This is a genomic window from Streptomyces montanisoli, assembly GCF_017813245.1.
In the GTDB taxonomy this organism is placed as follows: domain Bacteria; phylum Actinomycetota; class Actinomycetes; order Streptomycetales; family Streptomycetaceae; genus Streptomyces; species Streptomyces montanisoli.
Window position 1 is genome coordinate 1 of record NZ_JAGIQL010000086.1, and the last position, 13,274, is coordinate 13,274.

Annotated in this window: 10 protein-coding genes; 7 read left to right on the forward strand and 3 right to left on the reverse strand. The window is 73.6% G+C overall.

Annotated elements, in window-relative coordinates:
- Nucleotides 1-529: 529 nt before the first annotated feature.
- Nucleotides 530-1,795, forward strand: coding sequence for a D-alanyl-D-alanine carboxypeptidase family protein (locus JFN87_RS20100; protein ID WP_209341884.1), 1,266 nt, complete (start codon nucleotides 530-532; stop codon nucleotides 1,793-1,795).
- Here JFN87_RS20100 and JFN87_RS20105 read toward each other — a convergent pair.
- Nucleotides 1,739-2,359, reverse strand: a complete 621-nt coding sequence (locus tag JFN87_RS20105; protein ID WP_372449258.1) for a pentapeptide repeat-containing protein — start codon at nucleotides 2,357-2,359, stop codon at nucleotides 1,739-1,741. The genes JFN87_RS20100 and JFN87_RS20105 overlap by 57 nt on opposite strands.
- 376 nt (nucleotides 2,360-2,735) lie before the next feature.
- On the opposite strand from JFN87_RS20105, the gene iolB reads away from it, so the two are divergent.
- The 4 genes from iolB to htpG all read left to right on the forward strand — a co-directional run bounded on the left by iolB (nucleotide 2,736) and on the right by htpG (nucleotide 9,568).
- Nucleotides 2,736-3,632: a 5-deoxy-glucuronate isomerase gene (gene iolB, locus JFN87_RS20110; RefSeq protein WP_209341926.1), complete on the forward strand. Its 897-nt coding sequence runs from the start codon at nucleotides 2,736-2,738 to the stop codon at nucleotides 3,630-3,632.
- Nucleotides 3,632-5,593 (forward strand): 3D-(3,5/4)-trihydroxycyclohexane-1,2-dione acylhydrolase (decyclizing), encoded by a 1,962-nt coding sequence (gene iolD / locus JFN87_RS20115; RefSeq protein WP_209341886.1) that lies wholly within the window; start codon nucleotides 3,632-3,634, stop codon nucleotides 5,591-5,593. Before iolB ends, iolD begins: the two co-directional genes overlap by 1 nt.
- Nucleotides 5,594-5,662: 69 nt before the next feature.
- On the forward strand, nucleotides 5,663-7,210 hold the full coding sequence (locus JFN87_RS20120) for a CoA-acylating methylmalonate-semialdehyde dehydrogenase (RefSeq protein WP_209341888.1): 1,548 nt from the start codon (nucleotides 5,663-5,665) through the stop codon (nucleotides 7,208-7,210).
- A gap of 408 nt (nucleotides 7,211-7,618) precedes the next feature.
- Nucleotides 7,619-9,568, forward strand: a complete 1,950-nt coding sequence (htpG, locus tag JFN87_RS20125; RefSeq protein WP_209341890.1) for a molecular chaperone HtpG — start codon at nucleotides 7,619-7,621, stop codon at nucleotides 9,566-9,568.
- A 119-nt stretch (nucleotides 9,569-9,687) separates the two neighbouring features.
- Here htpG and JFN87_RS20130 read toward each other — a convergent pair whose 3' ends face one another.
- Complete coding sequence (locus JFN87_RS20130; RefSeq protein ID WP_209341891.1) at nucleotides 9,688-10,260, reverse strand: TetR/AcrR family transcriptional regulator; 573 nt, start codon at nucleotides 10,258-10,260, stop codon at nucleotides 9,688-9,690.
- Between the two features lie 114 nt (nucleotides 10,261-10,374).
- On the opposite strand from JFN87_RS20130, the gene JFN87_RS20135 reads away from it, so the two are divergent.
- Nucleotides 10,375-11,274 carry a helix-turn-helix transcriptional regulator gene (locus JFN87_RS20135; protein ID WP_209341895.1) on the forward strand — a complete coding sequence of 300 codons (900 nt, stop codon included), beginning with the start codon at nucleotides 10,375-10,377 and terminating at the stop codon, nucleotides 11,272-11,274.
- A 117-nt stretch (nucleotides 11,275-11,391) separates the two neighbouring features.
- On the opposite strand, the gene JFN87_RS20140 is transcribed toward JFN87_RS20135, so the two are convergent.
- On the reverse strand, nucleotides 11,392-12,084 hold the full coding sequence (locus tag JFN87_RS20140) for a TetR/AcrR family transcriptional regulator (protein ID WP_209341896.1): 693 nt from the start codon (nucleotides 12,082-12,084) through the stop codon (nucleotides 11,392-11,394).
- 53 nt (nucleotides 12,085-12,137) lie between these two features.
- On the opposite strand from JFN87_RS20140, the gene JFN87_RS20145 reads away from it, so the two are divergent.
- Entirely contained in the window at nucleotides 12,138-13,256 is a 1,119-nt protein-coding gene (locus JFN87_RS20145) for an FAD-dependent oxidoreductase (RefSeq protein ID WP_209341897.1), read from the forward strand.
- Nucleotides 13,257-13,274 lie beyond the last annotated feature (18 nt).

The following is a 13,274-nucleotide window of genomic DNA, read 5'->3' on the forward strand; positions in this document are numbered from 1 at the left end:
CCGGCCGCCAGGCAGCGGCGCGCACGGCCGCGCCGGGCCGCACCTCGCGTGAGAGCCAGGCGCACCGGCGTGCCGGGCGCCACCGCCCCCTGCGGCTGCACACACACCTGTGCGCCGAGCAGGTGCACCACCCCCATGCGGCCGAGCACACCCCGGCGTCGGGCCGGGGCCCCGCATGGGGGTCAGGCGCACCGGCGTGCCGGACCGGGAGCGTCCCACAGCGGACCAGGCGCCCACGCCACACCTGCCCGGAGCACCCGTGTGCCGGGGAGGTGCACCACCCCCGCGCGGCCGGGCACACCCTGGCGTCGGGCGGGGCAGCGGCCCCGCGTAAGGCCCAGGCGCACTGGCGCCTGCGGAGCGGGCCACGTCCCGCAGGGGGCCGGGCGCTCACGCAGCGCGGGCCGCGCAGCGGCATGGGGCGGATGGGCCGCGAGCCCGTCCCGGCGGGGGCGCCCCCGCGCGGGGCGTACCTCCGGTCGGCGGACGTGGCGATGCGGGGTCGGCCGTGCGTTCTTACCGTGGCTGAATGTTCATCAGATCCGCGACGCGCTCCGCGCTCACCGGGACGGCCGCCCTTGCCGCAGGCCTGCTCGTGCTCCTGCCCGGCGCCGCCCGGGCGGCCGTACCCGCGCGGTCCGCCCCCGCCCTCACCGTATCCCCGCCCGCCCTGCCGCGGGCCGACCCCCTACCGCCCGCGCCCGCTCCCCCGTACGTCGACAGTTCGGCCCTCTACGACAGCGGCACGCAGGCGAAGCCCGCGCCCGGCACGCCCGCGCCGCCCGGTGACATCTCCGCGCTGTCCTGGCTCGTCGCGGACGCCGACACGGGCGACGTGCTCGCCGCCGACAACGCGCACCGCAAGCTGCCGCCCGCGTCCACGCTGAAGACACTGTTCGCGCTCACCGCGATGCCCCACCTGTCCGCCTCGGCACAGCGCACCGTCACCCAGGCGGACCTGTCGGGCATCGAGCCGGGCGCGAGCATGGTGGGCATCGTGCCGGGCGAGTCGTACCACGTGTCCGACCTGTGGCGGGGCGTGTTCCTCAGCTCGGGCAGCGACGCCGTGCACGCGCTGGCCGCCATGAACGGCGGCTGGGATACGACCGTCGCGCAGATGCAGCGCGAGGCGAAGCGGCTCGGCGCGCGGGACACACACGTGGTGTCCTGTGACGGGTACGACCACCCCGGCCAGGTCTCGTCGGCGTTCGACCTCGCGGTCTTCGGCCGCGCCGGCCTCAGCAATCCGCAGTTCGCCGCGTACGCGTCCACGCGCGACGCGCAGTTCCCGGGCCAGCCGGGCGCCACCTTCGGCATCCAGAACACCAACCGGCTGCTCAGCGGCGCGCACGGCGTGCAGACCTACCCGGGCATGATCGGCATCAAGAACGGCTACACCTCGCAGGCCGGCAACACCCTGATCGCGGCGGCGCGGCACGGCGACAGGACGATCCTGGTGACCGTGATGAACCCGCAGTCGGGCGAGTCGGAGGCCGTCTACAACGAGGCGCGCGAGCTGCTCGACTGGGGCTTCGAGGCCGACGGGCACACCACCCCGGTGGGCTCGCTCAGGCCCCCGCCGCGCGTGCAGGCGGCCGGCGCCGACGGCACGCGCGGTGTCCACGGCGCGGCGCCCGCGGCCCGGCACGGCCGCGTGGCGGAGGCGTCGGGCACGGGCGCGGGCGGCTCCTCCGGGTTCCTGCTGCCGGTGGCGCTGATCGGCGCGGCGGCCCTCGCGTCAGGCGGGCTGTTCGCGCTGCGGCGGGTCAGCAGGCGGCGCGGGACTGCCGGCTGACGCACCGGTGTCCGGCCAGTGGGCGGGGCGGACGAGGGAGGGCGGCAGCGCGGTCGCGCCGTCGCCCTTCGCCGATACCAGCTGGGCCTGGGTCAGGAACAGCGCCCCCGTCAGGTCGGCGCCCGCGAGGTCGGCGTCCCTGAGGTCGGCGCCGATCAGGTCGGCGCGCCTCAGGTCGGCGGCGCGCAGGTCTGCTGCGATCAGGCAGGCACCCCGCAGGTCCGCGCCGCGCAGATCCGCGCGCACGAGCCGGGCGCCGAACAGGTCCGCGTTCCTGCGGCTCTTCGTCCCATCGCCCTTGGCGCGCGCGGCGCCGGGGCCGCGTCCCGGCCGCGACGCGCGCGTGACGTCCGCGCGCACGAGCGCGCTCGCACGCTCGAGCAGCGGGGCCACGACCTGCCCGCGGTGGGCGGCGACGTCCGTGGCGAGCAGCGTGTCCGCGTCCGCGAGGGTGAGGCCCTCCGTCCGCTCGTACGCACGGGTCAGCTCGGCGCGCAGCGGGCGCGCGCCGGGCAGGGACAGCGCCTCGGCGAGGTAGTACAGCAGTTCCTGGAGCTGCCGCATGACGGGCAGCGCGGCGAACATGGCGGACGCCGTCTCCGGGGCCTCGCGCCAGTCCGTGCCGCCGAAGGTGTGGCGGGAGACCTTCTGGCCCGCGCCGAAGCAGTCGTAGACGGCGCAGCCGGCGTAGCCGCGCGGCCGCAGCTCGCGGTGGACTCCGCAGCCGAAGTCGGCGCCGAGGTGGCGGCAGGGGTCGCCCGCGTCCTTGTCGGCGGGGAACCCGGCGACGGCCGAGAAGGACAGCGCGACGCAGCACAGGCCGAAGCAGGAGGCGCAGTCGGCGCGCAGAGCGGGGTCGTCGGGGGCGGCGGGCGCCGGCCGGCGCGGTGGGGGGCCTGCCGGCGGCCTCGGCGCCTCCGGCGCCGGTGGGCGGCTTCATGTGCGGGCCGGGGAGGCGGCTTCCGGGCCGTACGTCCTCGACATCGGTCCGGAGCGCGCCGGCTGGACGTACTGCTCCCTGCGCGTGCTCGACCTCGCGCCCGGCGGCAGCCACGCCTTCGCGACCGGTGGCAGTGAGTGGATCGTGCTGCCGCTGACCGGCGGCTGTACGGTGCACACGGAGGGTGAGACCTTCACGCTGCACGGCCGCGACGACGTGTTCCGCGGGGTCTCCGACTTCGCCTATCTCCCGCGCGACGGGCACGCCCAGATCGCCTCCGGTGCGGGGGGCCGGTTCGCTTTGGCAGGAGCGAAGTGCGAGCGACGACTCCCCGCTCGCTACGGCCCCGCGCCGGAGGTTCCCGTGGAGCTGCGCGGCGCGGGCACCTGCTCGCGTCAGGTCAACAACTTCGCCGCGGCGGACGTGTTCGCCTGCGACCGGCTCATCGCCGTCGAGGTGCTGACGCCCGGCGGCAACTGGTCCTCGTACCCGCCGCACAAGCACGACGAGCACCGGCCGGGCGCCGAGTCCGTGCTGGAGGAGATCTACTACTTCGAGGTCGAGGGCGACGGCCTCGGCTACCACCGCGTGTCGCCCTCGCGCGAGGGCGGGACGGACGTGCTCGCCGAGGTGCGCGGCGGAGACACCGTGCTCATCCCTGACGGCTGGCACGGGCCGTCCATCGCGCAGCCCGGGCGCACCTTGTACTACCTGAACGTCATGGCGGGCCCCGGCGAGACGCGCGAGTGGCTGATCAGCGACCACCCGGACCACCGCTGGGTCAGGGACACCTGGCCCGCGCAGGCCGTCGACCCGCGCCTGCCCCTGTACACGGCGGAGGCCGCGGCCGCCGCCGAACGCGACGGCGACCGCGCCACCCGCCGAGGAGGCTCCTGATGCCCGCACCGGACTCCGCAGCCCAACACAGCCCCGGGCCCGCAGCCGCGCGCACGCGCCGCCTCACCGTCGCGCAGGCCCTGATCGCCTTCCTCGCCCGCCAGTTCACGGAGCGCGACGGCGAGCGCCACCGCCTCATCGACGCTGTGTGGGGCATCTTCGGCCACGGCAACGTCGCCGGCGTCGGGCAGGCGCTGGTCGAGGCCGGCGGCTCGATGCGGTACGTGCAGGGCCGCAACGAACAGGCCATGGTCCACGCGGCCGTCGGCTACGCGCGCCAGAGCGGCCGCCTCTCGGCGCAGGCGGTGACCACCTCGATCGGCCCCGGCGCCACCAACCTCGTCACGGGCGCGGCGCTCGCGACGATCAACCGGCTGCCCGTCCTGCTGCTGCCCGGCGACACCTTCGCCACCCGCCCCGCCGAACCGGTGCTCCAGCAGCTCGAAGCCCGCACCGCGGGCGACGTCTCCGTCAACGACGCGCTGCGGCCCGTCTCCGCGTACTTCGACCGCGTCACCCGCCCCGAGGCGCTGATCCCGGCCGCGCTCGCCGCCATGCGCGTCCTGACCGACCCGGCGGAGACCGGCGCCGTCACGCTCGCCCTGCCGCAGGACGTGCAGGCGGAGGCGTACGACTGGCCCGCGGAGTTCTTCGCCGAGCGCGTGTGGCGCGTGCGCCGCCAGGCCCCCGACCCGGACGAGCTGGCCGACGCGGTCCGTCTCGTACGGGCGGCCCGGCGGCCGCTGCTCGTCGCGGGCGGCGGGGTGCGCCACAGCCGCGCCGAGTCCGCGCTCGCGGCGTTCGCCGACGCCACGGGCATCCCGGTCGCGACCACCCAGGCAGGCAAGGGCGCGCTGCCGTACGACCACCCCTGCGAGGTCGGCGGCGTCGGGCACACGGGTACGGCGGCGGCCGACGAACTGGCGCGCGCCGCCGACCTGGTGATCGGCGTCGGCACGCGCTGGTCCGACTTCTCGACGGCGTCGGCGACGCTGTTCGCCGATCCGGACGTGCGCTTCCTCAACGTCAACGTGACCGGTTTCGACGCGCACAAGCTGGCCGCGCACCCGCTGGTCGGCGACGCGCGCACGGCGCTCGAAGCCCTCACCGACGGGATCGCCGCCGCGGGCGGCCACCGCGTCGAGTCCGCGTACGCGGCCGGGTACGCCGAGGGCAAGCGGCGCTGGGAGGCGCGGGTGGACGCGGTGTTCGCCGCCGCGGACGACCTGGCCCCGCCCACCCAGGGCCAGGTCGTCGGCGCGCTCGACGCGCTCGTGACGGCCGACGACATCGTCATCAACGCGGCCGGCTCGCTCCCCGGCGACCTGCACAAACTGTGGCGGGCCAGGTCGCTTGACCAGTACCACGTGGAGTACGGCTACTCCTGCATGGGCTACGAGATCCCCGCGGCGATCGGCGTGATGATGGCGGCGTCCCCGGGCCGGCCCGTGTGGGCGCTCGTCGGCGACGGCACGTACCTGATGAACCCGACGGAGATCGTGACGGCGGTGCAGCAGCGGCTGCCGCTGAAGCTGGTCGTCGTGCAGAACCACGGCTACGCGTCGATCGGCGGCCTGTCCGAGTCGGTCGGCGCGGAGGGCTTCGGCACGGCGTACCGCTTCCGCGCCGGGGAGCAGGGGGAGAAGGGGGAGCAGGGGGAAGGCGACTTCGCGGGCGACCCGCTCCCCGTCGACCTGGCCGCGAACGCCGCGTCGCTCGGCATGCGCGTGCTGCGCGCGAAGACCGTACGCGACCTGCGCGAAGCGCTGTCGGCCGCGCGGGCGGCCGACGCCCCCACATGTGTCTACGTGGAGACCGAAACGGCAGACACTGTGTCCGCCGTTCCGCCGGCCCAGGCGTGGTGGGATGTTCCCGTGGCGGAGACGGCGGGCCGCCCGGCCGCCGTACGGGCGCGCGAGGCGTACGACAGAAACCGGGCGAACCGCCGCCGCCACCTGTGAGACGCCCACCAGCGCAGCCCGTCCGTGAAGCCCGTTCGTGAAGCCGCAACCGCGAAGGAGATCTTGCCGATGAAGACCGTGAACCACTGGATCGGTGGCAAGTCCGTCCCCGGCGCGTCCGATGTGTCCGGCGCGTCCGGCGCGTCCGGCGTCTCCGGCGCGCCCGACCGGTACGGCGAGGTCACCGACCCGGCGACCGGCGAGGTCACCACGCGCGTCGCCTTCGCCGCCGCCGGCGACGTGGACGCGGCGGTCGCCGCCGCGAAGGACGCGTACGCCACATGGCGCACGTCCTCGCTCGCGCAGCGCACCGCGATCCTCTTCCGCTACCGCGCCCTGCTGGACGCGCGCCGCGACGACATCGCCGCCCTGATCACCGCCGAGCACGGCAAGGTGCACTCGGACGCGCTCGGCGAGGTGGCGCGCGGCCTGGAGATCGTCGAGCTGGCCTGCGGTATCGCCAACTCGCTCAAGGGCGAGCTGTCGACGCAGGTCTCCAGCCGGGTCGACGTGTCCTCGATCAGGCAGCCGCTCGGCGTGGTCGCGGGCATCACCCCGTTCAACTTCCCGGCGATGGTGCCGATGTGGATGTTCCCGGTGGCGATCGCCTGCGGCAACACCTTCGTCCTCAAGCCCAGCGAGAAGGACCCCTCGGCGCCCGTGCTGCTCGCGCAGCTCGCGTCGGAGGCGGGCCTTCCCGACGGCGTGTTCAACGTCCTGCACGGCGACCGCGAGGCCGTGGACGCCCTCCTGGTCCACCCGGACGTGGCGGCCGTGTCGTTCGTCGGCTCCACGCCCATCGCGCGCCACATCCACGCCGAGGCGACGGCCGCGGGCAAGCGCGTCCAGGCGCTGGGCGGCGCGAAGAACCACATGCTCGTCCTGCCCGACGCCGACCTCGACGCGGCGGCCGACGCGGCGGTCTCGGCCGCGTACGGCTCGGCGGGCGAGCGCTGCATGGCCATCTCGGCGGTCGTCGCGGTCGGTTCGGCGGGCGACGAGCTGGTGTCCAGGATCGTCGAGCGCGCCAAGAAGATCACGATCGGCCCCGGCGGCGACCCGGCCTCGGAGATGGGCCCGCTCATCACCAGGGCACACCGCGACAAGGTCGCGGGGTACGTGCGCTCCGCGGCCGGCCAGGGCGCCGAAGTGGTGCTCGACGGCACGGACTTCACCGTCCAGGGGTACGAACAGGGCCACTGGATCGGCCTGTCGCTGCTCGATCGGGTGTCCACCGACTCGGACGCGTACCGGGACGAGATCTTCGGCCCGGTGCTGTGCGTGCTGCGCACGGAGACGTACGAGGAGGCGATGGCCCTGATCAACGCCTCGCCGTACGGCAACGGCACCGCGATCTTCACGCGCGACGGCGGCGCGGCCCGCCGCTTCCAGCTGGAGGTCGAGGCGGGCATGGTCGGCGTGAACGTGCCGATCCCCGTGCCCGTCGGCTACCACTCCTTCGGCGGCTGGAAGGACTCGCTGTTCGGGGACCACCACGTGTACGGGAACGACGGCGTGCGCTTCTACACGCGCGGCAAGGTCGTCACCACCCGCTGGCCCGACCCGGCGGACACCCCGGCGGGCGTGGACCTGGGCTTCCCGAGCGAGCACCACTAGGGCGTACGCGCCCGGCGCCGCGGGGCAGCCGGGCCGCCGGGCCGGCCCCGTCACGTCCTGCGCGGGACGGTGCCCCGGGCTCCGGTGCCGGCACCCCGGTGCCCCGGACGGGCTTGCACCTTCCGCTGCCGCAACGGCCCGCCCGGCACGCCGAGTCATCACACCCGACCGGCCGGGATCCGGGGATGCGACTGCGACTGCGGCTCCGGGGGCCTGCGTGCCGGACGGGGAGGAGGAGTCCGCGTCCGTACGGAGTGACGGGTGCGAGCGTGTCACTCTCCGTGCGCCGCGCCCGGATGTCCACGTGGCGCACGGACAGGACAGAATGTCGGCGGCCGGGCGATGTGACCGCGTGCCGGGTGACCCGGTCGTCCGGCCGCCCGGCAACCAGAGGAGGAGCGCACGATTATGTCGGCCGAGACTTTCGAGTTCCAGGTGGAAGCACGCCAGCTGCTTCAGATGATGATCCACTCGGTCTACTCGAACAAGGACGTGTTCCTGCGGGAACTGGTGTCCAACGCCTCGGACGCCCTGGACAAGCTGAGGCTGGAGTCGCTGCGGGACGACGCGCTCGGGGCGGACGTGTCCGACCTGCACGTCGAGATCGAACCCGACGCGACGGCGCGCACGCTCACCATCCGCGACAACGGCATCGGCATGTCGCACGAGGAGGTCGTGCGGCTCATCGGCACCATCGCGAACTCCGGTACGGCCAAGTTCGTCCACGAACTCAAGGAGGGCGGCGGCTCGGCGGAGAACCTGATCGGCCAGTTCGGTATCGGGTTCTACGCCGCGTTCATGGTGGCCGACGAGGTCACCCTGCTGACCCGCCGCGCGGGCGAGGCCGAGGGCACCCGCTGGTCGTCGTCGGGCGAGGGCACGTACACCGTCGAGAGGGTGGACGGCGCCCCGCAGGGCACCAGCGTCCTGCTGCACCTCAAGCCGGAGGACGCCGAGGACCAGCTGCACGACTACACCTCCCCGTGGCGTATCCGGGAGATCGTCAAGCGCTACTCGGACTTCATCACCTGGCCGGTCCGGCTGGTCGACCGGTCCGCCGCGGCGGCCGAGGACGCGCAGGATTCGGGCGAGGACGGCGCGGAGGCGGAGCCCGCCCGGTCGGAGCCCGCCGAGCCGGAGACGCTGAACTCGATGAAGGCGTTGTGGGCCCGTCCGCGTGACGAGGTCAGCGACGACGAGTACCACGAGCTGTACAAGCACATCAGCCACGACTGGACCGACCCGCTGGAGACCGTACGGCTCCAAGCCGAGGGCACGTTCGAGTACCAGGCGCTGCTGTTCATCCCCGCGCACGCGCCCCGGGACATGTTCATGCAGGGCTACCAGCGCGGTGTCCAGCTCTATGTCAAGCGCGTCTTCATCATGGACGACTGCGAGGCGCTCGTCCCGTCCTACCTGCGGTTCGTCAAGGGCGTGGTGGACGCGCAGGACCTGTCGCTGAACGTCTCGCGCGAGATCCTCCAGCAGGACCGCCAGATCCAGCTGATGCGCCGCCGGCTCGCCAAGAAGATCATCTCCACCGTCAAGGAGATGATGGCGAACTCGCCCGACCGCTACGCCACGTTCTGGCGGGAGTTCGGCGCGGTGCTGAAGGAGGGGCTGCTCGGCGACGCGGACAACCGTGACGCCATTCTCGCCGTGTCCTCGTTCGCCTCCACGCACGACCCGGAGAAGCCGGTCACGCTGCGGGAGTACGTGGAGCGCATGCCGGAGGGGCAGAGCCACGTCTACTACCTGACCGGCGACTCCCGGAGCGCCATCGAGAACTCCCCGCACATGGAGGCGTTCCGCGCCAAGGGCGTCGAGGTGCTGCTGCTCACCGATCCGGTCGACGAGGTGTGGGTGGAGGCGGTGCCCGAGTTCGAGGGGCACGCGCTGCGGTCGGTCGCCAAGGGCGAGGTGGATCTCGGCTCGGAGGAGGAGCGCCAGGAGGCGGAGAGCGAGCGCGGCCGCCGCCAGGAGGAGTACGCGTCGCTGCTGGCGTGGATGACCGAGCGCCTCGGCGAGCAGGTCAAGGAGGTGCGGCTGTCCTCCCGCCTCACGGTGTCGCCCGCCTGCGTCGTCTCCGACACGCACGACATCACGCCCGCTCTGGAGTCGATGTACCGGGCGATGGGCCAGGAGGTGCCGCACGTCAAGCGCATCCTCGAACTGAACCCGGACCACGGTCTTGTCAGCGGCCTGCGGTCGGCGCACGGCGAGCGGGCCGACGATCCGGCCGTCACGGAGACGGCGGAGCTGCTCCTCGGCATGGCTCTGCTCGCGGAGGGCGGGAGCCTCACGGACCCGGCGCGCTTCGTGTCGCTGGTGGCCGGGCGCCTGGAGAGCGCCCTCTGATCGACCGGGCGCCGGCTGCCCGCCGGCAGCCATCGCCCGCCGGTGGCCTCTGCCCGCCGGCAGCCATCGCCCAGGCGACGAGGGGCAGGCGGCGGAGGCCGAGGGAGGCGAGGGGTCTGTCAGCCGAGCTCGGGCAGTGCCCCCTGCAGCCGGTCGAGGCCCGCGCGGGCCAGCGCGGCCAGCTCCTGCTCGTTGTCCGGCCTGACCCACGCGGCGAACGCGTCCTTGAAGGCGAGCATGCCCATCTCGGCCGCCAGCGTCGCCGCCGGGTCGGGCACGCCGCGTGCGCGCAGCGCGTCCGCCATGGACGCGGCGAGGCCGACGTGCTTGAGCTGATCGCGCTCCCGCAGCTCGGCGCTGGTCGCGATGACGGCGCTGAGCCGGGGGCCGAGTTCGCGGTTGAACGGCGTCATCGCCTCGGCCGCCCGCTCGAGGCCGGCGGCGACGGCGGTCAGGGGAGTGGCGCCTTCGGGCGCCGCGGCGATGCCCTCGGTCAGGAGCCGTGACAGCGTCTCCTGACCGGCGGCGAGCACCTCCCGCTTGTCCGGGAAGTGCCGGAAGAAGGTGCTCTTGGTGAGTCCGGCGCGCTGGGTGATCTCGCTGACGGTCGTCGCGTCGTAGCCCTGCTCGGAGAACAGGTGCAGTGCGGCGGAGACGAGCCGCTGTCGCGCGTCGGGTTCCCATCGGGGCATGCGCCCATCGTATCAATGCGACTATGGTCCCATCGCTCTGGCGCGGCTCCCCGGCCGCCTGCCTGGGACCACTGGTACCAGGCACACCAGCGGGCCGGGGTGCACAGTGGTGGCATGGCGGCTACGGAGTTCGGGCGGACGGTTCGGCGCTGGCGCGACCGCGTCCCGCCCGAGGTGGCGGGGCTGCCCGCGGGCGGACACCGGCGGGCGGCCGGGCTGCGCCGTGAGGAGCTGGCGCTGCTGGCGGGAATCTCCGTGGACTACGTCACCCGCCTCGAACAGGGCCGGGCGACCAACCCGTCGGAGCAGGTCGTCGAGGCGCTGGCCCGTGCGCTGCGGCTGTCGCCGCCCGAGCGGGCCCACCTGTTCCACGTCGCGGGCCTCGTCCCGCCGGGGCGCGGCACCGTCCCCGCGTCCCTCACCCCCGGCGTCCAGCGGATGCTCGACAGACTGACCGGCACACCGGTCGCGGTCTTCGACGCGGCGTGGACGCTGCTGCTGGCGAACCCGCTCTACTCGGCGCTGATGGGCGACCAGTCGCTCTTGCGGGACAACGAACGCAACGGAGTCCGGCGCAACTTCCTCGGCCCGGCCGGGCGGGTGCGCCACACGGAGCAGTCGCGGCGCGCGCTCCAGGAGGCGCTGGTCGGCGACCTGCGCGCGACCGCGAGCCGCTACCCGTCGGACCGGCGGCTGAGCCGCCTCATCGCCGAACTGCGCGCGGACAGCGGCCGGTTCGCGGAGCTGTGGGACGCCGGGGTGGTCGGCGGGGAGCCGGAGTCCCGCAAGACCGTCGACCACCCGCAGGTCGGTGCGCTGACGCTCGACTGCGACGTGCTCACCGTCGAGGGCGCCGACCTGCGCATCATGGTCTACACGGCGGAACCGGGCACGGCCGACGCCGACCAGATCGACCTCCTCGCGGTGCTCGGCACGCAGACGCTGGGCGGCGAGCACCGGGAGGCGTCGGACGCCGCGCCCCTCGGGGAACACCGGCCCGGACTCAGCCGCTGACGCGAATCCGTGATCACACTCCGGGGCCGGGTCGCGATCCGGGCCTGGTGCCGTCATGCAGACGACTGCGGAAATCAGCAGCGCCGCCAACATCGCGCACGCGGCAAGAGTTGAGCGTCACGCCGGCGGCGGGCCGAGCCTGGCGGCCACGGCGTCCAGGATCCAATCCAGGCCGGCCGCGAAGGACGTCTCCGTGTCCACGTCCGTGCCGTCGTGCACAGCCTTAGTCAGCGCCGGGAAGCGCCCCGTGGCCAGCATTCTCGTCACATGCGGTCCCGAGGCGCGCTGCCAGTCGCGCTTGGACAGGCCCGTGGCGCGCTCGGCCCGCAGATTCGCGATCTCGCGCCTGATCGCGCCGGTGCAGTAGGCGCTGACGGTCTCGACGGCCCGCATGATGGTGTCGATGTCGGCGAGGCCGTCGAGGGCGGCCAGCTTTGCGTCGGTCACGGCAAGGCCGTTGGGGCCCAGGTTCGGTCGGCCGCCGAGCAGATCGGCCAGCCACTCGTGGCGGAGAGCGGTCTGCCTGGTGCGGTGGGCGAGGGCGCGCAGCGCCTCCCGCCAGTCGCCGGGCTGCTCGTCGGGGAGGATCTCGGCGTGGACGTCGTCGACCATGAGGTCGAACAGCTCCTGCTTGGTGGAGATGTATCCGTACAGCCGCATCGGACCGGCGTCCAGCCTGGCGGCGACCTTACGCAACGACACCGTCTCAAGGCCGCCTTCGTCGGCCAGCGTGATGGCGGCGGCGACGATCCGTTCCCGGTCGAGCGGCACAGGGCGAGTCGGCCGCTCCGGCCGGTCCCACACAGTCATGGTCCCACCGTTCCATTGCGATGCGGAGTAGCGAACAAATACAGTGTATCGACATGAGACATCGTATCGCCGTGGTCGGGAGCGGTCCTGCCGGCCTCGCCTTCGCACGCGTCCTGCACCGCCATGGCTGCGCCGTCGTCGTCCTCGAACGCGATCCCGCACCCGACGCCCGCCCTCCGGGCGGCATGCTTGACCTGCATGAAGGGCTGGGTCAGCTCGCGCTGGACAAGGCGGGGCTGCTGGCTGAATTCCGGGCGCTGTCCCGCCCCGAGGGGCAGGCGATGCGCATCCTGGACGTGGACGGGGCCGTCCTGCGCGACTGGCAACCCCGTCCTGACGACCGGGCCAACCCCGAGATCGACCGCGGGCAACTCCGCGACCTACTGCTCGGCCCTCTCGACGTCCAATGGGGCCGGAGCGTGACGCACGTGGTGCCAGGGGGCAGGGACGGCGCGCTGGTCCATTTCACGGACGGGGGATATGAGACGTTCGACCTGGTGGTCGGTGCGGACGGCGCGTGGTCAGAGACCCGTCCGGCAGTCTCGTCGGTGATGCCGCACTACACCGGCGTCACCCTTGTCGAGACCTCCCTCGACGACGTCGACACCCGCCATCCCGACCTCGCGCGCTTGGTCGGCGACGGTTCCATGGCTGTGTACGGCGTGAACCGCGCTCTCGTCGCCCAGCGCAACAGTGGCGGCCACGTCAAGGTGTACGCGCAGTTCCGTGCGTCGCTGGACTGGCACGCGCACCTGGACCTGGTGGACGCCGAGGCCGTGCGATCGAGCCTGCTGGACCTGTTCGACGGCTGGGCCGCCCCCGTCCTCGATCTCCTCCGACAGGGCACGGCCTTCGTCCACCGTCCCCTCTACGTACTGCCCGTGTCCCACACCTGGACGCACACTCCGGGGGTGACGCTACTGGGCGATGCCGCCCATCTGATGCCCCCGTTGGGAGCGGGCGCGAACCTCGCGATGCTGGAAGGCGCCGAACTCGCCGAGGCCATCGCCGGCGACCCCGACGATCTGGACGCGGTCGTCCGCGCCTTCGAGAAACAGATGTGGGCACGGGCCGGCAGGTGGGCGAAGCTCACGGCGGCGGGTCTTGAACGACTCGTCAGCCCCGACCCCGCCGAAGCCCTCGCCCTCTTCGACCAGGTGCAGCCCTCCTGAACGCCAGGCGTGCGCAGG

What these genes read in the sequence shown, in the direction of transcription:
- iolD (WP_209341886.1), top strand. Translation starts at nt 3,632, where the DNA reads ATGCCCGCACCGGACTCCGCAGCCCAACACAGCCCCGGGCCCGCAGCC.
- htpG (WP_209341890.1), top strand. Translation starts at nt 7,619, where the DNA reads ATGTCGGCCGAGACTTTCGAGTTCCAGGTGGAAGCACGCCAGCTGCTT.
- JFN87_RS20100 (WP_209341884.1), top strand. Translation starts at nt 530, where the DNA reads ATGTTCATCAGATCCGCGACGCGCTCCGCGCTCACCGGGACGGCCGCC.
- JFN87_RS20135 (WP_209341895.1), top strand. Translation starts at nt 10,375, where the DNA reads ATGGCGGCTACGGAGTTCGGGCGGACGGTTCGGCGCTGGCGCGACCGC.
- JFN87_RS20140 (WP_209341896.1), bottom strand. Translation starts at nt 12,084, where the DNA reads ATGACTGTGTGGGACCGGCCGGAGCGGCCGACTCGCCCTGTGCCGCTC.
- JFN87_RS20130 (WP_209341891.1), bottom strand. Translation starts at nt 10,260, where the DNA reads ATGCCCCGATGGGAACCCGACGCGCGACAGCGGCTCGTCTCCGCCGCA.
- JFN87_RS20105 (WP_372449258.1), bottom strand. Translation starts at nt 2,359, where the DNA reads ATGCGGCAGCTCCAGGAACTGCTGTACTACCTCGCCGAGGCGCTGTCC.
- JFN87_RS20120 (WP_209341888.1), top strand. Translation starts at nt 5,663, where the DNA reads ATGAAGACCGTGAACCACTGGATCGGTGGCAAGTCCGTCCCCGGCGCG.
- JFN87_RS20145 (WP_209341897.1), top strand. Translation starts at nt 12,138, where the DNA reads ATGAGACATCGTATCGCCGTGGTCGGGAGCGGTCCTGCCGGCCTCGCC.